This window comes from Streptomyces blattellae, from assembly GCF_009709555.1.
Taxonomy (GTDB): domain Bacteria; phylum Actinomycetota; class Actinomycetes; order Streptomycetales; family Streptomycetaceae; genus Streptomyces; species Streptomyces blattellae.
This window is the reverse complement of record NZ_WJBG01000113.1, coordinates 69,807-89,148: the sequence shown is the minus strand read 5'-3', so window position 1 is coordinate 89,148 and position 19,342 is coordinate 69,807. Positions and strand designations below refer to the sequence as shown.

Here is a 19,342-nt window from a genome sequence, read left to right as displayed (position 1 = left end):
GCCCAGTGCGGCACAGCACCGGACGCCACCGCAGGACGCGCACCCTCTCGATCGCGGCGGCGGTGGCCGTCTCCGCCGGCGCCGGCGGCGTCTACCTCGGACTGTCGGACGGCGGCGCCCAGGCGGCCACGACGACCGTCACCGTGTCCACCACCGCCCAGTTGGAGTCGGCCGTGGCCCGCGCCGCCGCCGGCACCGTCATCGAGGTGCGCGCCGGCACGTACTATCCGACGGCCACCCTCAAGTCCACGGCCAACGGCACCGGTTCCGACCGCATCACGCTGCGGGCGTACGGCAGCGAGAAGGTGAAGATCGACGGCTCCAGGCTGCCCGACGGCTCCTGGCTGGCCGGGATCTACGGCGACCACTGGACCGTGCAGAACCTCACCTTCCAGAACTCCCCGGCGCAGGGTCTCGTCGTCACGTCGTCCGTGGGCGGCGTCTTCAAGAACCTGGTCACCGCGGACAACGGCGACTCCGGGTTCACCCTGCGCGGTGACGGCACGACCGGCAACCTCGTGCAGAACCTGGACAGTCACGGCAACTACGACCCCGCCGGGCACGGCCAGAACGCCGACGGCATCGCGGTGAAGTTCGGCTCGGGCACGGGCAACAAGATCACGGGCGCCCGCCTCTACAACAACTCCGATGACGGCCTCGACCTGTGGCAGTTCTCCTCGCCGGTCACCATCGAGCACACCTGGGCCTTCGGCAACGGCAAGAACCGGTGGGGCGACTCGGCGTTCGAGGGCAACGGCAACGGGTTCAAGCTGGGCGGCGGCGGTGCCGTGGTCGCGCATGCCGTCAACAACAACGCGGCCTGGGACAACACGCTGCACGGGTTCACCGAGAACTCCAACACCGGTGCGATCACGCTGAACCGCAACACCGCCAACGCCAACGCCCGGGCCGGGTTCTACTTCGCCACCGGCAAGGCGCGGCTCGCGCGGAATCTGGCGGTGGGCAACAAGGGCGGGCTGTCGAAGGTGGGGACCAGGACGGTGAACGCCGCGAACAACTGGGACAGCGGGGTGAGTACGCCGGGCTTCAGGTCGACGGACGCGGCCACGGCCTACGGGGCGCGTAAGGCGGATGGCTCGCTGCCTGCGACGACTTTCCTGACGACGGGTTCCACGACTATCGGGGCGACCATGAACTGAGCGCCTGGACTGAGCGCCCCTGAAGGGCGCGAAACGCCCCCGCCGGTCGTCACCGGCGGGGGCGTTCCTGTTGCCGGCCGAGGGGGGCTCGGGCCGGCGCTGCTGACCGAGGGGGGCTCAGATCAGCAGGTCCATGAGAACACTGGTACGTGATGTCAGACGCGCAGAATCGGTAATGCGTTGCCCCCGGACACATACCCAGTCGCCACGGGTGCGTAAAGGGTTGCCGCGTCATCGAAAGTTTTCTACGAATCGCCCTCGGACGCCGGCTCGTCGCCCTCGTGCGGTGCGAAGTCGCCTGCCACGGACAGCAGTCGGCCCCCCGCGGTGCCCGTCACCGCGTAGCTGTCGTCGCCCGCGTCGCGTCCGCCGCGCTCATGGTCGTACTGCCCGGCGAACACCCACTCGCCCTTCGGGACCGTACGGCCCTCCTTGAGGACCCAGGTGTAGACGAGGAAGCCGTCCTGCTCGCCGACGGTGAAGGTGAAGTCCTGCTCGGGCAGCGAACGCCAGGCACCGGTGGAACTCACCCCACCGGTCTGCTTGACCTTCAACCGCACCGTCAGCGCGGTGAGTTGCCGGTCGGCCTTGAAGGTCACATTGCTCTGCGCCCAGAAGTCGTTGCTGTGCGGGTCGACCGAGCCGTCCGACCAGAGCGGGCCGTCCTCCTCGCCGTTCGCGGGCGCGAGGGTGGACGCGGATGCGGATGCGGATGCGGACGGTGACGCGGGGGCGCTCGGTGTCCTGGACTTCGGCGGCGCGCTGGGCGTCGGGTCGACCGGCGGGAGGGGAACGCGGCTCGTCGCGTCCGGCGACGGTGTGGGTGTCGGAGAGACGGCGACCGTCTGCTGCGGGGAGGACTGCTCCTTCACGGCGGACGCGACCGCGTAACCGCCGATGGCCAGCACGCTGGCGACCGCGGCGGTGGCGCTGACGACCCGCACCCAGCCGAACACCGGCGGGCGGGTGGCCCGGTGGTCGGGCCGGGTCTGCTCGGTCATGCCGCGCTCGACGCGGGCCAGGATGCGCGCGCGGTCGGGCTCGTGCTGTCCGGCCGCCTCGTGCAGCCGGGCGCGCAACTCGTCGTGCACGTCCCGCCGCATGCTCATCGGTTCCTCCCTCCGGCGTCACCGGTGCGTGCCATCGCCACGTGCACCCTCTGCGGAGCCCCCTGCGTGCCGAGCAGTCTTTGCAGCTCGGCCATGCCCTTCGAGGTCTGGCTCTTCACCGTACCCACCGAGACGCCCAGGGCGAGCGCCGTGTCCTTCTCCGAGAGGTCGAACGCATGCCGCAGCACCACACAGGCCCGTTTGCGGAACGGGAGCCGGCGCAGCGCCTCCTGGACATCGACCACGCCCGCGATGTCCGGGTTCTCGGTGTTCTCCTCGCGCTGTGACCAGAACAGGGCGATCCGCCGCCGCTCGCGCACCGCGCTGCGGATCCGGGTACGGGCGAGATTGGTGACGACCCCGCGGGCGTAGGCCACCGGATGGTCGGCGGCGCGCACCCGGTCCCAGCGGTGCCACAGCGCCAGCAGCGCATCCGCCGCCAGATCGTCGGCGGCGTCCGGCTCACCGGTCAGCAGATGGGCCAGACGCGACAGTTCGGCGTAATGACGCTCGAAGAAGGCATGGAACTCCACGGAGGCGGCGTCGTCGACGACTGTGCCCACGGGTGACCTCTCCTGGCTCTGCGCGGCATGTGTATGACGTGTGATCGTCCGGAGATCGTCCGGTCGAGATCCGGAAGCGTAGCAGTGATCGAACATATGAGTCGTACGAGACTTCGAACGCGGTGTGGCGGGTCGCACATGAGCGGCCTGATTCCGTAACACGGAGAAAACCTGAAACAGGTTCATCGAGGGAACAATCCAGCCAGCACCCGCATCGATCATTCAGGCAACAAGGAGACCGTGCCCATGTCCGATCCACAGAAGGTGGCCGACCGGCCAAGTCCCGCGCCGTCCGCGGCGAGCAACGTCGACCGGTTCTTCAAGATCTCCGAACGGGGCTCCACCTTCGGCCGTGAGATACGCGGCGGCTTCGCCACGTTCTTCACCATGGCCTACATCCTTGTCCTGAACCCCATCATCCTCGGCAGCGCCAAGGACAAGTTCGGCGACCAGCTCGACCCCGTCCAACTCACCACCGCCACCGCCCTGGTGGCCGCGGTGATGACGATCATCATGGGCATCGGCGGCAACCTTCCGCTCGCCCTCGCCGCCGGCCTCGGCCTCAACGCCGTCGTCGCCTTCCAGATCGCCCCGCTGATGAGCTGGGACGACGCGATGGGCCTGATCGTCCTGGAGGGCCTGCTGATCTGCGTGCTGGTGGTGACCGGCCTGCGCGAGGCCGTGATGCACGCCATCCCGCAGCCGCTGAAGCAGGCGATCAGCGTCGGTATCGGCCTGTTCATCGCGTTCATCGGCTTTGTCGACGCCGGCTTCGTCAGCCGTATCCCCGACGCCGCGGGCACCACCGTGCCGGTTCAGCTCGGCGGCACCGGCACACTCACCGGCTGGCCGATCCTCGTCTTCTGCCTCGGGGTGCTGCTCACCATCGCGCTGCTGGCCCGGAAGGTGAAGGGCGCGATCCTGATCAGCATCGTCGCCATGACGATCGTCGCGCTCATCATCAACTCGATCGCCGACGTCGCGTCCTGGGGGCTGACCACGCCCGAGTGGCCCGACGAGATCGTCGACACCCCCGACTTCGGACTCATCGGCCACTTCAGCCTGTTCGGCGCGTTCGGTGAGACCACGGCCATCACGGTCGTCCTGCTGATCTTCACGCTGATCCTGTCGGACTTCTTCGACACCATGGGCACGGTCGTCGGCGTCAGCGCGGAGGCGGGCCTCCTCGACGAGCAGGGCAAGGTGCCGAACCTCGGCCGGGTCCTGCTCATCGACGGAGCGGCGGCGGTCGCGGGCGGTGCGGCGTCCTCGTCCTCCGCGACCTCGTACATCGAGTCGGCGGCCGGCGTCGGCGAGGGGTCGCGCACGGGCTTCTCGAACCTGGTGACGGGTGGCCTCTTCGCCCTGGCGCTGTTCCTCACCCCGTTGCTGACCATCGTCCCGCTCCAGGCCGCCGCGCCGGCCCTCGTCGCCGTGGGCTTCCTGATGATGACCCAGGTCAAGCACATCGACTGGGACAAGTACGAGATCGCGATCCCGGCGTTTCTCACCATCGCCGTGATGCCCTTCACCTACTCGATCACCAACGGCATCGGGGCGGGGTTCCTGGCGTATGTGGTGCTCAAGTCGGTGCTGGGGAAGGCGAAGGACGTCCACTGGCTGCTGTGGGGGGCGTCGGCGTTGTTCCTGGTGTACTTCGCCATCGACCCCATCGAGCAGGTTCTCGGCGTGTAGTGAGGCAGGTTCTCGGCGTGTAGTGAGGTAGTGGCGCGTGACCGGCCACGGGTCTGCCGTGGCCGGTCACGCCCCTACGTCGGTCACTTGGTCGCTGCTTCCATCATCGCCTTGGCCACCGGGGCCGCCAGGCCGTTGCCGCTCACTTCGGACCGTGCCGCGTTCGACTGCTCGACGATCACCGCGACGGCGACCTCCTTGCCGGTCGAGTCGGACTTCGCGTACGACGTGAACCATGCGTACGGCGTCTGGCTGTTGTTCTCGCCGTGCTGGGCCGTACCGGTCTTGCCGCCCACCGTCGCGCCCGGTATCTGGGCGTTCGTGCCGGTGCCCTCGGAGACGACGGTCTCCATCGCGGACTGCAACTGCTCGGCCGTGTCGGAGCTGACGATCCGGGTGGTGTCCGTCTCCGCGTCGTAGTTCTCCAGCGCGTCGCCGCCACTGTCGGTGGTCTGGGAGACCATATGCGGGGTGACCATCTCACCGCCGTTGGCTATGGCGGCGGACACCATGGCCATCTGCAACGGCGTGGCCGTGACGTCGAACTGGCCGATGCCCGTCAGGCCGGTCTGCGCGTCGTCCATCCCGGACGGGTAGACGCTCGGATAGGCCCGCACCGGCACGTCCTGCGTCTCGTCGTTGAAGCCGAACTTCTCGGCCATCGCCTTCACCCGGTCCTGGCCGAGGTCGACGGCCATCTTCGCGAAGACGTTGTTGCAGGAGTACTGCAGCGCGGTACGGATGGTGGCGTTCTCGCAGGGCGCGGACGCGTTCTCGTTGTCCAGGGCACTCGTCGAGCCCGGCAGCGTGTACGGGTCGGGGCTGTCCGTCCTGTCGTCGACCGACGCGTACAGCCCGTCCTCCAGCGCGGCAGCCGCGACGACCAGCTTGAAGGTGGAGCCCGGCGGCAGCGGCTGGCGCAGCGCACGGTTGGTGAGCGGCTTGTCGGGGTCGTCGTTGAGCTGCTTCCAGGCATCCCCGGCGGTGTCCGCGTCGGTCAGCGCTGTCGGGTCGTACGACGGGGTCGACACGACCGCGAGGATCTGGCCGGTCGTCGGATCGATCGCGACGGCCCCGCCCTTCTTGTCGCCGAGCGCCTCGTACGCCGCCCGCTGCACGTCCGGGTCGATCGTCGTGACCACGTTGCCCGGTTCGGCGCGGGTGCCGGTGACCGTGTCCATCATGGTCTTCAGCTGGGTGTCCGTGCCGTTGAGCAGGTCCTGGTAGATGCCCTCCAGCTGCGTGGGCGCGTAACTCTGCGAGGCGTAGCCCGTCACCGCGGCGTACAACTCGCCCTCGGTGTACGTGCGCTTGTACGCGAGGTCGCTGCCCTCTGTCCGTGCGGAGCCGGTGATCGACTCACCGGCCACGATGATGTTCCCGAGCGGCGACGAGTACGTCTCGATCGCATTCCGCCGGTTCTTGCTGTCGTCCGCGAGTGCCTGGCCGTCGTAGAACTGCACCCAGGTCGCCCTGACCAGCAGAGCGAGCACCAGGAGCAGCGCGAAGACCGAGGCACGCCTGATCGTCTTGTTCATCCCGCCAAGAAGACGATCGAGGGGTTGCGGAACGTTCCACTCCGCAGGCTTTTCTCATCGAGTGTTCATAAATCGAGTGTTCATAAAGCCGGGCCTGGCGTGGTGTCGGCACGCTCAGCCCTCCAGCGTCAGCACGACCTCGTCGATCTCCTCGCCCCGCGCCTGAGCGAACCCCCGCTCCTCGGCCGTCACCCGGAAGCCGCACTTCTCCAGCACCCGCCGTGACCCCTCGTTGTCCGCCGCCGCCCGTGCGTACAGCGGGCGTTCGGGCACCTCGGTCAGCAGCCTCCGCAGCGCCGCCGTGGCGATGCCCTGCCCCCAGTAGGCCCGGTCCACCCAGTACGTCACCTCGCGCTCGCCCGGCTCGCCGTAGACCGCCGAATGCCCGACCACGTCACCGTCCGCCAGGATCGTCCGCAGGACGACGTCCGGCGAGGACCGTGTCCGCTTCCAGTGCGCGTCGAAGGCGTCCCGGTCGGCCGGGTCCTTCGGGGTGAAGGCCGCCATGTGCAGGGCCTCCGGGTCGTTCAGCTGCCGGTAGAAGACCGGCAGGTCGCTGTCGTGCACCTCGCGGAGTTCCACGTCCATGTCCATGCCGTCAGAGCCTACGAGTGGCCAGCGTCAGCCGGTCCCGCGCGTCGAACAGCGCGTCCTTCACCATCTGCTCGTGGGCGGGCGTCAGCCGCGCCACCGGTACCGAGCAGCTGATCGCGTCCCGGGCCGGGGTGCGGTACGGGATCGCGACGCCGAAGCAGCGCAGCCCCAGCGTGTTCTCCTCGCGGTCGACGGCGAAGCCCTGCTCGCGGACCTGGTGCAGCTCCTCGATGAGCTTCTCGCGGTCGGTGATCGTGTTCTCGGTGAGGGCGGGCAGCGTCTCCGGGAGCATCTTGCGGACCTGCTCGTCCGTGAAGGTGCTCAGCAGCGCCTTGCCGAGGGAGGTCGAGTGGGCCGGGAGGCGGCGGCCGACGCGGGTGAAGGGGCGCAGGTAGTGCTGGGACTGCCGGGTGGCCAGGTAGACGACGTTCGTGCCGTCCAGACGGGCCAGGTGGATCGTCTCCGTCGTGTCGTCCGAGAGACGGTCCAGCGTCGGCCGGGCCGCCGCGACCACCTCGTCCCCGTCGATGTACGACGTGCCGACGAGCAGCGCCCGTACGCCGATCCCGTACCGCGTGCCTGTCGCGTCCGTCTCCACCCAGCCCAGCTCGACCAGCGTGCGCAACAACATGTAGAGGCTGGACTTGGGGTATCCGACGGCCTCCTGGACCGCCGCGAGGGAGTGCATTCCGGGGCGTCCGGCGAAGTATTCGAGCAGTTCAACCGTCCTCACCGCGGACTTGACCTGCGCTCCGCCCCCCGTCTCGCCTGCCGACATCGCCCTTGACCCCTTCGTTCGACGGGAAATAGTCTCCGACAGCATATTCATCATCAGAGACGGCGTTCAGTATATCGAACGGGCCTGGTGAATGACCCCGTACTGCGGCATTACATGTGTGGAGGGACCCGCGGTGGCAGCAGCACCAGTCTGGAGTGTCGACCCCCGAACCGGGAAGCAGCGGGAACAGGTTGCGGTGGAGGCCACAGCCCAGGAGGTGGACGCCGCCGTCCGCGCCGCGCACGACGCGCGCGGCGCCCTGGCCGACCGCACGGTCCGCTCGGCCTTCCTGCGGACCGCCGCCGACCGGCTGGAGGCGGCCAAGGACCAGCTCGTCGAGGCCGCCGACGCCGAGACCGCGCTCGGCCCGGTCCGGCTGACCGGTGAACTCGCCCGCACCTGCTACCAGTTGCGTGCGTTCGCCGGCATCGTCGACGAGGGCGCCTTCCTCGACGTCGTCATCAACCACCCCGACGCCACCGCGACCCCGCCGATCCCGGACCTGCGCCGCTACAAGGTGCCCCTCGGTGTCGTCGCCGTCTACTCGGCGTCCAACTTCCCCTTCGCCTTCTCGGTCGCCGGCGGAGACACCGCCAGCGCGCTGGCCGCGGGCTGCCCGGTGGTCGTCAAGGCCCACCCCGACCACCCGGCCCTGTCCGAGCTGGTCGCGGCCGTGCTGCGGGCCGCCGCCGCGGCGCACGGCATCCCCGCGGGCGTCGTCGGCCTCGTCCACGGCTTCGAGGCGGGCATCGAGCTGATCAGGCACCCGCAGGTCGCCGCGGCCGGATTCACCGGCTCGGTACGAGGCGGGCGGGCCCTCTTCGACGCGGCAGCCGCACGGCCCGTCCCGATCCCCTTCCACGGCGAGCTGGGTTCGCTGAACCCCGTGCTCATCACCGAGGCCGCCGCCGCCGAGCGCGCGGAGGCCATCGGCGCCGGGCTGGCCGGTTCGATGACGATGGGCGTCGGACAGTTCTGTGTGAAGCCCGGACTCGTGCTGGCACCGCAGGGCGCTGCGGGCGACCAGTTGCTCAAGTCGCTGACGGACGCGGTCAGCGACACCGAGGCCGGGGTGCTGCTCGACCACCGGATGCGTGACAACTTCGTCGCCGGGGTCGCCGAGCGGGCCGGACTGCCCGATGTCGACTCGCCGGTGACGCCGGGTGCGGGCGGTGAGCACACCGTCAGCGCGGGGTTCCTCACGGTGCCTGCTGAGAAGCTGACCAGCGAGGGGGCGTACGACCTGCTGCTGGAGGAGTGCTTCGGGCCGGTCACGGTGGTGGCCCGCTATGCGGACGAGGCCGAGGCGAAGAACGTGCTGTCCCGGCTGCCGGGGAACCTGACGGCGACGGTTCATCTGTCGTCTCAGGAGGCGGCGGGGGAGGGGCGTGGCCCCGAGCTGCTGGCCGATCTGACGCCGCTGGCCGGCCGGGTCCTGGTCAACGGGTGGCCCACGGGGGTTGCGGTGGCGCCCGCGCAGCATCACGGCGGGCCGTACCCGGCGACCACGTCGACGTCGACCTCCGTGGGCGGTACGGCGATCGAGCGGTGGTTGCGGCCGGTTGTCTATCAGGGGGCGCCCGAGGCGCTGCTTCCCGCGGAGCTTCGGGACGGGAACCCGCTGGGGTTGCCGCGGCGGTTCAACGGCAGCTTGGAGCGGTAGCGCTCTGCGGGATTCGCCGTAGGGGTGCGGGTTGTCCGCGCAGTGCCGGTTGTGTCGGGCTGGTCGCGCAGTTCCCCGCGCCCCTTAAAGTTGGTCCGGTCACCCTGAGAGACTTCGGCAATGGACGTGGAACTTCCCGAACTTCCTTTCCCCCTCCGTACCTACGGACCCGACGGGCACTGGGCCTACGAGGACGGGTTTCTCAGCGGGTGGGCCGGGCCCCGGCAGGATCGGTTCGTACCGCCCACCGGGGAAGCGCTCGACCCCGCCTCCGACGCGCCTCGCCTGCTGGGTGCGCCCGTCGGGGACTTCCAGCTCATCGCCAGGGTCACCGTCGGGTTCGCCGCCGCCTTCGACGCGGGGGTGCTGTACGTCCATGTCGGGGAGCGGGCCTGGGCGAAGCTGTGTCTGGAGTACTCGCCGGATGTGGCCACTGTGTGCACGGTGGTCACGCGGGGGCACTCCGATGACGCCAACTCCTTCACCGTGGAGGGCAGTTCGGTCTGGCTGCGGCTGAGCCGGACCGGCCGTTCCTTCGCCTTCCACGCCTCCCGTGACGGCGAGCACTGGACCTTCGTGCGCCTGTTCACGCTGGGCGCCGCGGAGGAGACGGGCTCCGCCCTGGTCGGCTTCATGACGCAGTCGCCGATGGGGGAGGGGTGTGTGGTCACCTTCGACCACATCGAGTTCAGGCCGGACTGGCCGAAGGACCTGAGGGACGGCAGCTGAGTCAGCCGTCCCGGAACCGCGGCGGTGGCAAGCGCGTCCTCGGTGGCATGATCAGGGAGCGGCTGACCGGAAACCGAGTGATCCGTACCGTCCTGCCCACCGAGGCGGACACCGTCGCCGCGCTGCACGCGCGGGCCCGGGCGACGTACTACCCGGACGGTGTCCCGGACGACGGCACCGACTGGGCCGCCGCCTGGCGGGGCGTGATCGTGCGGCCGGACGCCCATGTGCTGTGCGCCGTCGAGGACGGCCGTATCGCAGGTGTCGCGTCGTTCCGCACCGCCGAGGGCGACCCCGTGGAATCGGTCAGGCTGTTCCAGTTCCATGTCGACCCCGAGCGCTGGGGCACCGGCGTCGGTACGGCCCTGCACACGGCCTGCGTCGAGCAGTGGCGGGTCGACGGCAAGAGCACCGCGGTGCTTGACGTGCATGCCGACAACCAGCGGGCCCGGGTCTTCTACGGCCGCCGGGGCTGGGTCGCGGAGCCGTTCGACGGGAGCAGTCACCTGCGGCTGCGGCTCATGATCTGCGGGGAATGAAAACGGCGGGGAATGAAAACGGCCGCTTGAACGTTCACGCACCCCGGCGGAGGCAGTCTCCGTTCCCGTACGACCTGGAGAGAGCCGAGACATGCGCGTCGAGATCTGGAGCGACATCGCCTGCCCCTGGTGCTACGTCGGCAAGGCCCGTTTCGAGAAGGCGCTCGCGGCCTTCCCGCACCGGGACGAGGTCGAGGTGGTGCACCGGTCCTTCGAACTGGACCCCGGCCGGGCGAAGGGCGACACCCAGCCCGTGATCACGATGCTGACCAGGAAGTACGGCATGAGCGAGGCCCAGGTGCAGGCCGGTGAGGACAACCTCGGTGCGCAGGCCGCCGCCGAGGGACTCGACTACCGCACCCGCGACCGTGACCACGGCAACACCTTCGACCTGCACCGGCTGCTCCACTTCGCCAAGGAGCAGGGCCGGCAGGACGAGCTGATCCAGATCTTCTACCGGGCGAACTTCGCCGAGGAGCGCTCCCTCTTCGCCGAGGGCGACGAACGGCTGGTGGAGCTGGCCGTGGAGGCCGGACTCGACGCGGGCGACGTCCGCAAGATCCTCAGCGACCCGGACGCCTACGCCGACGACGTCCGCGCCGACGAGCGCGAGGCGGCCGAGCTGGGTGCGAACGGCGTGCCCTTCTTCGTCCTCGACCGCACGTACGGCGTCTCCGGCGCCCAGCCCGCCGAGGTCTTCGCCCAGGCGCTGACCCAGGCGTGGGGCGAGCGGCCGTCGCTCAAGCTCGTCGCTGACGGCGACGTCTGCGGTCCCGACGGATGCGCGGTGCCCCAGCCCTGACATCGGCACTGAACTCGCAGGCCGGGGGCGATATATAAGCGTTCCTTCGGGGAACCACGAAAAACGCACAATGGACTACCACTTCATCAGGGCCCAGAGTGGACCCATGGAGATCTTCGAGAGCCTGGTCCGTTCTGAGTTCGCCCCGACGACCACCTACCTCAACACCGCGAGTACCGGGCTGATGCCGGCCCGGACGGTGGCCGCCATGCGGACCGCCGTGGAGGCCTCGGCGGCCGGGCGGCCGACCGACATGTTCGCCGACGTGGAGGCCGCCCGCGCCTCCTTCGCGCGCCTGACCCGGGTACCGGGCAGCCGGGTCGCGGCGGGGGCCTCGGTCGCCGTCTACACGGGCCTGGTCGCCGCCTCCCTGCCCGAGGGCGCCGAAGTCCTCACCGCCGAGGCCGAGTTCAGCTCCACCGTGACCCCGTTCCACATCCGCGGCGACCTCAAGGTGCGTACGGTGCCGCTGGAGCGGATCGCCGACTCCGTGCGGCCCGGTACGGCGCTGGTGGCCGTCAGCGCCGCCCAGTCGGCCGACGGCCGGATCGCCGACCTGCCCGCGATCCGCGCGGCCGCGCACGAGCACGGGGCGCGTACGTACATCGACGCGTCCCAGGCCGCCGGCTGGCTGGACTTCGACGCGGGCGCCTACGACTACGTCTCCACCGTCGCCTTCAAGTGGCTCTTCTGCCCGCGCGGCGTCTCCTTCCTGGTCGTCCCGGAGGACCTCGGCGCGCTCACCCCGGTCTTCGCCGGCTGGATCGCGGGCGAGGAGCCCTGGGACAGCTGCTACGGCCCGGTCGAGGAACTCGCCCACTCCGCACGGCGGTTCGACGAGAGCCCGGCACTGTTCTCCTACGCCGGCGCCCGCCACTCCCTCGCCCTGCTGGAGGAGATCGGCCTGGATGCCGTACGCGCCCACGACCTGGCCCTCGCCGACCGATTCCGCACCGGTCTCGCCACCCTCGGGCACGAACCCGTCCCGGCCCCCGGGTCACCGATCGTGTCCGTGCCCGGCCTCGGCCACCGCCAGCCCGAGCTGGGCAGCGCCGGAATCGAGGTCTCCAACCGCGCGGGCAACCTCCGCGCGGCCTTCCATCTGTACAACACGACCACCGACGTGGACCGCCTGCTGGACGCCCTGTCTTCGTGAACCACTGGCGCGGGCCCGCCGAGGACGCTAGGAAAGGCACCAGGGGTGGTGGTGCCGTGAAGTCCACGGGCAATACGTCCGTCGAGCTGCCCGCAGACGCGGAGCTGCACCGGCGGCTGGTCTACGGGGACGAGTCAGCGCTGGCCGAGGCGTACACGGCGTACGGCGGGCTGGTGCGGCGCGTCGCCCTGCGGGTCACCCGCAGTCCGGCCGCCGCCGAGGACGTGGCGCAGGAGGTCTTCGCCCAGCTGTGGAGCAGGCCGTACGCCTTCGACGCGCGCCGCGGCACCTTGCGCACCTGGCTGTCCATGCTGTCCCACCGGCGGGCCGTGGACTGGGTGCGCAGCGAGGCCCGGCACCGCAGGGACGCCCGCGCCGACGACTCCGCGCTGCACGCCATCCCCGACGCCGGGCCCGGCCCCGATGAGACGGTCGTCGACCGGGAACGCTCCCTGCTGCTGCACTCCGCGCTCGCCGAACTCCCGCAGCAGCAACGCGAGGTCGTGCATCTCGCCTACTTCGCCGGCCGCACCTACCGACAGGCCGCGGTGGAGCTGGGGATACCCGAGGGCACGGCCAAGACCCGGCTGCGCACCGCCCTGCGCACCTTGGCGGAAACTTTGGCCGACCCGCCGGATCCGGCGCTCGAAAGGGGCGCATGATGGCGAGAGAGGTAAACGCAAACGAGCAGGCACGGGGAGGAGGCGCGCGATGACCGACGATCACGAGGCGGTACGCGACCTGCTTGTCGCCCGGAGCTTCGGCGCGCTCGACCCGGCCGACGAGCAGACGGTCCGGACGCACCTGGCCGGGTGCGCGGGCTGCGCGGCTCAGGCGGCACGGCTGCGGGAGGCGGTACGACTCCTGGACGGGCCGCCGCTGAACGCTCCCGCGCAGCCGGCCGACAGTGCGCTCTCCCTCGCCCTGCGTACCCGCCCGGCCGCCGCCCGGGCCGCCGGGCACGCCGCCCCCTACGCTGCCGCCGTCGCCGGACTGAAGGCTCTGCTGCCCGAGCTGGAGGGCCGGTGGTCCACACCGGTGGTGCACGACTGGGACGCCCATGCCACCGTCGCCCACCTCCTCGCCGCCGACGAGCACCTGGCAGGCCGGCTGGGCATCGCGCCACGCGTGCCGCCCTCGCGGATCGAGGAGGGCACGCCCTGGGAGGAGGCCTGGAACCGCCGTACCGCCGATGTCATCGCCCACGAGCACGGCCGTACGCCCCAGGAGACCGCGGCCGACTGGGCCGCGCAGGCGGACGCGCTGCTCGCTACGGACGAGGCCCGCGACGCCGAACTCGCCGCACGGGCCGTGACGTTGATGGGGATGCGGCTGCCTGTCGCCGATCACTTCCTGGTGCGCGCCTTCGAGGCGTGGGTCCACACCGACGACATCGGCCGCGCCATCGGCCTGGCGGTCCCGCCGCCGCCCCAGGAGCACTTGGGGCAACTGGTCCGCCTCGCCGTCCGTGTCCTCAGCCTGTCCCTCGGACCCGCCGCGCCCCCGGTGCTGTTCTCGGTCACCGGGGGCGCGGAGTGGGTGCTGGGCTCCGATGCCGAGCCCGTACGGGCCGAACTCATCCTCGATCCCGTCGACTTCTGCCTGCTCGTCGGCGGGCGGTACGCCCCGGAGGCGGTGCCGAGGCGGACGACGGGCGACGCGGCCGCCGTACGGAACGTACTGGAGCGGGCCGCGTCGCTGTCGTGGCTGTGAGGGGTCGTGACTGTGAGGGTCACTTCACCGGAGTGAAGTCCCGCGCACCAATGCTGCATTCCCCGGGGGACAACCCCCGGACCCCCGGCCGGGCTCGACTTAGCGGACGGGAGCGAAATCCCTTGCTCCGATGAACGTCGGCCGCCGGATCGGCGCCGCGAACGGCTCGACCGCCGTGTTCTCCACGCTGTTGAACACGATGAACACGTTGCTGCGCGGGAACGGCGTGATGTTGTCGCCCGACCCGTGCATGCAGTTGCAGTCGAACCAGGTCGCCGAACCCGCCCGGCCGGTGAACAGCTTGATGCCGTACTGGCCGGCCAGCGAGGTCAGCGCCTCGTCGGACGGCGTGCCCGCGTCCTGCATCTGGAGGGACTGCTTGTAGTTGTCCTTCGGGGTGGCCCCCGCACACCCGAGGAACGTGCGGTGCGACCCCGGCATGATCATGAGGCCGCCGTTGGTGTCGTAGTTCTCGGTCAGCGCGATCGAGACGGACACCGTACGCATGTTCGGCAGACCGTCCTCGGCGTGCCAGGTCTCGAAGTCGGAGTGCCAGTAGAAGCCGCTGGCCCCGAAGCCCGGCTTGACGTTGATCCGCGACTGATGGACGTACACGTCCGAGCCCAGGATCTGCCGCGCCCGTCCGACGACCCGCTCGTCCCGCACCAGCGCGGCGAACACCTCGCTGATCCGGTGCACTTCGAAGACCGACCGGATCTCCTGCGACTTGGCCTCGACGATGGACCGCTCGTCGGCACGGATCGCCGGGTCGGTGACGAGCCGTTCCAGCTCCTCCCGGTAGACGGGGACTTCGTCCTCGGCGATGATCTGGTCGAGGGCGAAGAAGCCGTCCCGGTCGAACGCCTGGAGGTCGGCCGCCGAGAAGGGGCCCGGCGTGCCGGGCGCGGACCAGACGACCGGGTCCTGGCGGGGTACGGCCACTTCGGCGGTGCCCCGGGTGGGGTACAGGTCCGTGATCGTGGTCATGGTCATGGGATGTCAGCCCTCCTCGGTGAGAAGCGGGTACACGCCGTTCTCGTCGTGGTCCTCCCGGCCGGTCACGGGCGGGTTGAAGACGCAGATGCAGCGGAAGTCCTCCTTGATCCGCATCGTGTGCCGCTCGTGGCCGTCGAGGAGGTACATGGTCCCGGGCGTGATGGTGTACTTCCGCCCGGTCTCGTCGTCGGTCAGCTCGGCCTCGCCCTGCACGCAGACGACGGCCTCGATGTGGTTCGCGTACCACATCGACGTCTCCGTACCCGCGTACAGGATCGTCTCGTGCAGGGAGAATCCGACCTTCTCCCTGGCGAGGACGATGCGCTTGCTCTCCCAGGTGCCGGACGCGGATTTCACATGCCGGTCGGTGCCTTCGATGTCCTTGAACGAACGGACGATCACGGTGCTGAACAGCTCCTTGACTTGGATGGTTCGGTTCACGCGGTTTCGCGTACGGCACGAGCGACGACGCGCAGGCCCTCGTCGAGCTCCTCGGGGGTGATGGTGAGGGCGGGCAGCAGCTTGACGACCTCGCTCTCGGGGCCGGACGTCTCGATGAGCAGCCCGAGTTCGAAGGCGCGCTTCGCGACCCGGTCGGCACGGTCCTTGTCGTGGAACTCCATGCCCCACACCAGTCCGCGGCCCCGGTACTCCTTCATGTCGGCCAGGTTCTCCTCGGTGACGGAGATCAGCGCCTGCTCGATCTGCTCACCGCGGGCCCGGGTCTGCTTCTCCATCACGGATCCGTCGGCCCAGTACGCCTCCAGGGCCGAGGTGGCCGTGACGAAGGCGGGATTGTTGCCGCGGAAGGTGCCGTTGTGCTCGCCCGGCTCCCAGATGTCCAGCTCGGGCTTGAACAGGCACAGCGACATCGGCAGGCCGTAGCCGCTGATGGACTTGGACACGGTCACGATGTCGGGCGTGATGCCCGCCTCCTCGAAGGAGAAGAACGCGCCGGTCCGTCCGCAGCCCATCTGGATGTCGTCGACGATGAGCAGCATGTCCTGGCGCTCGCACAGGTCGGCCAGCGCCCGCAGCCACTCCGGGCGGGCCACATTGATGCCGCCCTCCCCCTGCACGGTCTCCACGATCACGGCGGCGGGCTTGTTGAGCCCGGAGCCCTGGTCCTCCAGGAGCCGCTCGAACCACAGGAAGTCCTCGACCGTGCCGTCGAAGTAGTTGTCGAACGGCATCGGCGTCCCGTGCACCAGCGGGATGCCCGCGCCGGCCCGCTTGAAGGCGTTGCCGGTGACGGCGAGCGACCCCAGCGACATGCCGTGGAAGGCGTTGGTGAACGACACGATCGCCTCGCGCCCCTTCACCTTCCGCGCCAGCTTCAGCGCGGACTCGACGGCGTTGGTGCCGGTCGGGCCCGGGAACATGACCTTGTACGGCAGGTCACGCGGGCGCAGGACGAGGTCCTGGAAGGTCTGCAGGAAGGTGCGCTTGGCGGTGGTCGACATGTCGAGCCCGTGCGTGACGCCGTCCCGCTCCAGGTAGTCGATCAAGGCCCGTTTCAGCACGGGGTTGTTGTGTCCGTAGTTCAGTGATCCGGCGCCGGCGAAGAAGTCCAGGTACTCGTGGCCGTCCTCGTCGTACATACGGCTGCCCTGCGCGCGGTCGAAGACGGTGGGCCAGCCGCGGCAGTAGCTGCGTACCTCGGACTCCAGGGTTTCGAAGACACTGAGGTCGGGCTGGGTGATGGTCACGACGAATCGCTCCTCGAAGCGTAAGTGTGTGCGGGTGGGTCAGAGAGACAGGGGGCCGATGCGGTACAGGACTTCGGGATCGTGCGGACCGTCGGGGAACTGCCCTGCCTCGAACAGGACTTCACGCTCGACGCGCGCACCGTGGCGTTCGGCGTACGAGGTGAAGAGCCGCTCGGACGCGGTGTTTCCCGGCGTGATGGTGGTCTCGACGTCGGTCAGCGGGCGCTCGGCCGCGACGCGCGCGGTGAGCCCGTCCAGCAGCCGGGCGGCCAGCCCCTGTCCCCGGTGCGCGGAGTCGACGGCCACCTGCCACACCAGCAGGGTCCGCGGACGCTCGGGCCGCACATACCCGGTGACGAAGCCGACGGGCCTTCCGCCGGCGGCGCGCGCCACGGCCGACGTGGCGGCGAAGTCACGGCACCACAGCAGATAGCTGTACGAGGAGTTGAGGTCGAGCTTCCCCGAGTCTCTGGCGATTCGCCAGAGCGCGGCGCCGTCCGACACCGCCGGACGGTCGATGTGCAGGTCTGCGTGCAAGTCTGCTTGTGCGGCAGTCATGCGAATTAAATTTACCGAGGGAAAATCCGAATTGCATGGTCGGGCAGGGTTACGCGTCGGCCGCCCGTGTGTTATCGCGCGGGCGTGAGCGGGCACATTTGGGCGAGAAGTATGTGGCGATTTGCACTGAACATAAAGGACAAATCTTCGGCGATGTGTAACGCGTCACAATCGTGCAACCTTCGCGAGATCTGCCCGAAACGCACCGGTTGGCGTTCGCGAAATCTTTGCGTTTAGGTCGAAGGAAAGCGGGCAGAAGGATACGGGAAGCTGCGCTCGATTGAATTCCCGAATTGCAGTCCGATAATCCCGGAATTCAATGCCGAATTCAGACTCCGGTCACTCCGTCGATCCGCTCCCGCAGCAGGTCCGCATGGCCGTTGTGCCGGGCGTACTCCTCGATCATGTGGATGAGCACCCACCGCAGACTGACTTCGAGCCCGGCCATCGGCTCGTCGACCACCCGCCCGGTGTCGTCGAGCGACCGCCCGGCGGTCAGCTCCTCACTCCGGGCGACCTCCCGCCGCCACACCGTGAGGGCCTCGTCCAGCCCGCGACCGGGGTCCAGGACGTACCCGGTCTCCTCCCCGAACACCGGCGGCACGTCCAGCCCGGCGAACACCCGCTGGAACCAGTTCCGTTCGACCTCGGCGAGATGCTGCACGAGCCCGAGGAGCGTGAGCGAGGACGGCTCGACGGACGCCAGCCGCACCTGAGTGTCGTCCAGTCCCGCGCACTTCAGCTGGAGAGTGGCCCGGTGAAACGCCAACCAGCTCTGCAGCATGGGGAGTTCGTCGCCGGTCAAGAGGGGGATGGGGCGACCGTCGGGAAGGGTGAGGGGTGTGTTGGAGGTCATGGGGCGAGCATGGCACGGGACACGGGCACGGGGCACGGCGCCGGTGATGGGCTAAGTCCGGGCAGCGGCTTGATTAGGGTTCCGTACATGAGTGATGAGGGTGCGGTGCTGCACGTGAAGGGGCGGGTCCTCGTCGGGCCCGACGACGTCCGCGACGAACTCTGGGTGATCGGCGGGCGGATCTCGTACGACCGTCCCGCCGGCGCCCGTGACCTCCGTACCGTCGAGGGCTGGGCCCTGCCCGGCCTGGTCGACGCCCACTGCCATGTCGGCCTCGGCCCGCACGGCCCGGTCGACGCGGACGTGACCGAGAAGCAGGCGCTGACCGACCGGGAGGCGGGCACCCTGCTCCTGCGCGACGCGGGCTCGCCCTCGGACACCCGCTGGATCGACGACCGCGAGGACCTGCCGAAGATCATCCGGGCGGGCCGGCACATCGCCCGCACCCGCCGCTACATCCGCAACTTCGCCTACGAGATCGAACCGGACGACCTGGTCGGGTACGTCGCCCAGGAGGCGCGGCGCGGTGACGGCTGGGTCAAGCTGGTCGGCGACTGGATCGACCGCGACCTCGGCGATCTGTCGGCCTGCTGGCCACGCGAGGCCGTCGAGGCGGCGATCGCTCAGGCCCACCGGCTCGGCGCCCGCGTGACGGCCCACTGCTTCGCCGAGGACTCCCTCCGCGACCTGGTCGAGTCCGGCATCGACTGCATCGAGCACGCCACGGGCCTCACGGACGACCTGATCCCCCTCTTCGCCGAACGGGCCGTCGCCGTCGTCCCCACTCTCGTCAACATCGCCACCTTCCCCCAACTCGCCGCCGGCGGCGAGGCCCGCTACCCCCGCTGGTCCGCCCACATGCACCGCCTCTACGAACGCCGCTACGACACGGTCCGCTCCGCCTACGACGCCGGTATCCCGGTGTACGTCGGCACGGACGCGGGCGGCTCCCTGGCGCACGGGCTGGTGGCGGGGGAGGTGGCGGAACTGGTCACCGCCGGGATCCCGCCCGTCGAGGCCGTGTCGGCGACGGCGTGGGGCGCGCGGCGCTGGCTGGGCCGTCCCGGCCTGGACGAGGGGGCTCCGGCGGACCTCGTGGTGTACGAGTCCGACCCGCGGGCCGACGTACGGGTGCTGGCGGCGCCTCGACGGGTGGTGCTGAACGGGCGGATCGTCGGCTAGAA

Annotated in this window: 20 protein-coding genes; 10 read left to right on the top strand and 10 right to left on the bottom strand. The window is 69.8% G+C overall.

The window, feature by feature from the left end; genetic code table 11:
- Nucleotides 1–5 precede the first annotated feature (5 nt).
- Nucleotides 6–1,160: a right-handed parallel beta-helix repeat-containing protein gene (locus GFH49_RS07190; RefSeq protein ID WP_155054927.1), complete on the top strand. Its 1,155-nt coding sequence runs from the start codon at nucleotides 6–8 to the stop codon at nucleotides 1,158–1,160.
- A gap of 245 nt (nucleotides 1,161–1,405) precedes the next feature.
- On the opposite strand, the gene GFH49_RS07185 is transcribed toward GFH49_RS07190, so the two are convergent.
- Both GFH49_RS07185 and GFH49_RS07180 read right to left on the bottom strand, forming a co-directional pair.
- A complete protein-coding gene (locus GFH49_RS07185; protein ID WP_155054926.1) occupies nucleotides 1,406–2,269 on the bottom strand; it encodes a hypothetical protein in 864 nt (287 codons plus the stop codon).
- Nucleotides 2,266–2,832, bottom strand: coding sequence for a SigE family RNA polymerase sigma factor (locus tag GFH49_RS07180; RefSeq protein WP_155054925.1), 567 nt, complete (start codon nucleotides 2,830–2,832; stop codon nucleotides 2,266–2,268). Before GFH49_RS07180 ends, GFH49_RS07185 begins: the two co-directional genes overlap by 4 nt.
- A gap of 246 nt (nucleotides 2,833–3,078) precedes the next feature.
- Here GFH49_RS07180 and GFH49_RS07175 point away from each other — a divergent pair, with 246 nt between their 5' ends.
- Nucleotides 3,079–4,527, top strand: a complete 1,449-nt coding sequence (locus tag GFH49_RS07175; RefSeq protein WP_155054924.1) for an NCS2 family permease — start codon at nucleotides 3,079–3,081, stop codon at nucleotides 4,525–4,527.
- 83 nt (nucleotides 4,528–4,610) lie between these two features.
- Here the strand turns inward: GFH49_RS07175 and GFH49_RS07170 are convergent, their stop codons facing one another.
- The 3 genes from GFH49_RS07170 to GFH49_RS07160 all read right to left on the bottom strand — a co-directional run bounded on the left by GFH49_RS07170 (nucleotide 4,611) and on the right by GFH49_RS07160 (nucleotide 7,437).
- A complete protein-coding gene (locus GFH49_RS07170; RefSeq protein ID WP_155054923.1) occupies nucleotides 4,611–6,065 on the bottom strand; it encodes a peptidoglycan D,D-transpeptidase FtsI family protein in 1,455 nt (484 codons plus the stop codon).
- A gap of 114 nt (nucleotides 6,066–6,179) precedes the next feature.
- Complete coding sequence (locus tag GFH49_RS07165; protein ID WP_155054973.1) at nucleotides 6,180–6,653, bottom strand: GNAT family N-acetyltransferase; 474 nt, start codon at nucleotides 6,651–6,653, stop codon at nucleotides 6,180–6,182.
- 10 nt (nucleotides 6,654–6,663) lie between these two features.
- Nucleotides 6,664–7,437 (bottom strand): IclR family transcriptional regulator, encoded by a 774-nt coding sequence (locus GFH49_RS07160; RefSeq protein ID WP_155054922.1) that lies wholly within the window; start codon nucleotides 7,435–7,437, stop codon nucleotides 6,664–6,666.
- 133 nt (nucleotides 7,438–7,570) lie between these two features.
- On the opposite strand from GFH49_RS07160, the gene GFH49_RS07155 reads away from it, so the two are divergent.
- The 7 genes from GFH49_RS07155 (at nucleotide 7,571) to GFH49_RS07125 (ending at nucleotide 14,039) form a co-directional block, all read left to right on the top strand.
- Nucleotides 7,571–9,100 (top strand): aldehyde dehydrogenase (NADP(+)), encoded by a 1,530-nt coding sequence (locus GFH49_RS07155; protein ID WP_155054921.1) that lies wholly within the window; start codon nucleotides 7,571–7,573, stop codon nucleotides 9,098–9,100.
- Between the two features lie 120 nt (nucleotides 9,101–9,220).
- Entirely contained in the window at nucleotides 9,221–9,829 is a 609-nt protein-coding gene (locus tag GFH49_RS07150; RefSeq protein ID WP_155054920.1) for a DUF1349 domain-containing protein, read from the top strand.
- A gap of 47 nt (nucleotides 9,830–9,876) precedes the next feature.
- Nucleotides 9,877–10,368 (top strand): GNAT family N-acetyltransferase, encoded by a 492-nt coding sequence (locus GFH49_RS07145; protein ID WP_196217884.1) that lies wholly within the window; start codon nucleotides 9,877–9,879, stop codon nucleotides 10,366–10,368.
- A 91-nt stretch (nucleotides 10,369–10,459) separates the two neighbouring features.
- The gene (locus tag GFH49_RS07140; protein ID WP_155054919.1) at nucleotides 10,460–11,170 is read left to right on the top strand and encodes a DsbA family oxidoreductase; all 711 of its coding nucleotides are present in this window, start codon (nucleotides 10,460–10,462) and stop codon (nucleotides 11,168–11,170) included.
- Nucleotides 11,171–11,276: 106 nt separating this feature from the next.
- On the top strand, nucleotides 11,277–12,326 hold the full coding sequence (locus GFH49_RS07135) for an aminotransferase class V-fold PLP-dependent enzyme (protein WP_155054918.1): 1,050 nt from the start codon (nucleotides 11,277–11,279) through the stop codon (nucleotides 12,324–12,326).
- 56 nt (nucleotides 12,327–12,382) lie between these two features.
- Nucleotides 12,383–12,988 carry an RNA polymerase sigma factor gene (locus GFH49_RS07130; protein ID WP_155054917.1) on the top strand — a complete coding sequence of 202 codons (606 nt, stop codon included), beginning with the start codon at nucleotides 12,383–12,385 and terminating at the stop codon, nucleotides 12,986–12,988.
- A gap of 49 nt (nucleotides 12,989–13,037) precedes the next feature.
- Nucleotides 13,038–14,039 (top strand): maleylpyruvate isomerase family mycothiol-dependent enzyme, encoded by a 1,002-nt coding sequence (locus GFH49_RS07125; RefSeq protein ID WP_155054916.1) that lies wholly within the window; start codon nucleotides 13,038–13,040, stop codon nucleotides 14,037–14,039.
- A gap of 99 nt (nucleotides 14,040–14,138) precedes the next feature.
- Here the strand turns inward: GFH49_RS07125 and thpD are convergent, their stop codons facing one another.
- From thpD to GFH49_RS07100, 5 genes are all read right to left on the bottom strand, one after another.
- Nucleotides 14,139–15,032: an ectoine hydroxylase gene (gene thpD / locus GFH49_RS07120; protein WP_155054915.1), complete on the bottom strand. Its 894-nt coding sequence runs from the start codon at nucleotides 15,030–15,032 to the stop codon at nucleotides 14,139–14,141.
- Between the two features lie 6 nt (nucleotides 15,033–15,038).
- Nucleotides 15,039–15,437 (bottom strand): ectoine synthase, encoded by a 399-nt coding sequence (locus GFH49_RS07115; RefSeq protein WP_155054971.1) that lies wholly within the window; start codon nucleotides 15,435–15,437, stop codon nucleotides 15,039–15,041.
- Between the two features lie 35 nt (nucleotides 15,438–15,472).
- Nucleotides 15,473–16,744 (bottom strand): diaminobutyrate--2-oxoglutarate transaminase, encoded by a 1,272-nt coding sequence (gene ectB, locus GFH49_RS07110; protein ID WP_155054914.1) that lies wholly within the window; start codon nucleotides 16,742–16,744, stop codon nucleotides 15,473–15,475.
- A gap of 39 nt (nucleotides 16,745–16,783) precedes the next feature.
- Nucleotides 16,784–17,302 carry a diaminobutyrate acetyltransferase gene (ectA, locus tag GFH49_RS07105; protein WP_155054913.1) on the bottom strand — a complete coding sequence of 173 codons (519 nt, stop codon included), beginning with the start codon at nucleotides 17,300–17,302 and terminating at the stop codon, nucleotides 16,784–16,786.
- A 328-nt stretch (nucleotides 17,303–17,630) separates the two neighbouring features.
- Nucleotides 17,631–18,158 (bottom strand): DinB family protein, encoded by a 528-nt coding sequence (locus tag GFH49_RS07100; protein ID WP_155054912.1) that lies wholly within the window; start codon nucleotides 18,156–18,158, stop codon nucleotides 17,631–17,633.
- Between the two features lie 87 nt (nucleotides 18,159–18,245).
- Here GFH49_RS07100 and GFH49_RS07095 point away from each other — a divergent pair, with 87 nt between their 5' ends.
- Nucleotides 18,246–19,340: an amidohydrolase family protein gene (locus tag GFH49_RS07095; protein ID WP_155054911.1), complete on the top strand. Its 1,095-nt coding sequence runs from the start codon at nucleotides 18,246–18,248 to the stop codon at nucleotides 19,338–19,340.
- Nucleotides 19,341–19,342 lie beyond the last annotated feature (2 nt).

Excerpts from the sequence above, each read along its gene's own strand:
- GFH49_RS07185 (WP_155054926.1), bottom strand. The coding sequence starts at position 2,269 with ATGAGCATGCGGCGGGACGTGCACGACGAGTTGCGCGCCCGGCTGCAC.
- GFH49_RS07175 (WP_155054924.1), top strand. The coding sequence starts at position 3,079 with ATGTCCGATCCACAGAAGGTGGCCGACCGGCCAAGTCCCGCGCCGTCC.
- GFH49_RS07170 (WP_155054923.1), bottom strand. The coding sequence starts at position 6,065 with ATGAACAAGACGATCAGGCGTGCCTCGGTCTTCGCGCTGCTCCTGGTG.
- GFH49_RS07165 (WP_155054973.1), bottom strand. The coding sequence starts at position 6,653 with ATGGACGTGGAACTCCGCGAGGTGCACGACAGCGACCTGCCGGTCTTC.
- GFH49_RS07160 (WP_155054922.1), bottom strand. The coding sequence starts at position 7,437 with ATGTCGGCAGGCGAGACGGGGGGCGGAGCGCAGGTCAAGTCCGCGGTG.
- GFH49_RS07150 (WP_155054920.1), top strand. The coding sequence starts at position 9,221 with ATGGACGTGGAACTTCCCGAACTTCCTTTCCCCCTCCGTACCTACGGA.
- GFH49_RS07145 (WP_196217884.1), top strand. The coding sequence starts at position 9,877 with ATGATCAGGGAGCGGCTGACCGGAAACCGAGTGATCCGTACCGTCCTG.
- GFH49_RS07140 (WP_155054919.1), top strand. The coding sequence starts at position 10,460 with ATGCGCGTCGAGATCTGGAGCGACATCGCCTGCCCCTGGTGCTACGTC.
- GFH49_RS07135 (WP_155054918.1), top strand. The coding sequence starts at position 11,277 with ATGGAGATCTTCGAGAGCCTGGTCCGTTCTGAGTTCGCCCCGACGACC.
- GFH49_RS07125 (WP_155054916.1), top strand. The coding sequence starts at position 13,038 with ATGACCGACGATCACGAGGCGGTACGCGACCTGCTTGTCGCCCGGAGC.
- thpD (WP_155054915.1), bottom strand. The coding sequence starts at position 15,032 with ATGACCATGACCACGATCACGGACCTGTACCCCACCCGGGGCACCGCC.
- ectA (WP_155054913.1), bottom strand. The coding sequence starts at position 17,302 with ATGACTGCCGCACAAGCAGACTTGCACGCAGACCTGCACATCGACCGT.
- GFH49_RS07100 (WP_155054912.1), bottom strand. The coding sequence starts at position 18,158 with ATGACCTCCAACACACCCCTCACCCTTCCCGACGGTCGCCCCATCCCC.
- GFH49_RS07095 (WP_155054911.1), top strand. The coding sequence starts at position 18,246 with ATGAGTGATGAGGGTGCGGTGCTGCACGTGAAGGGGCGGGTCCTCGTC.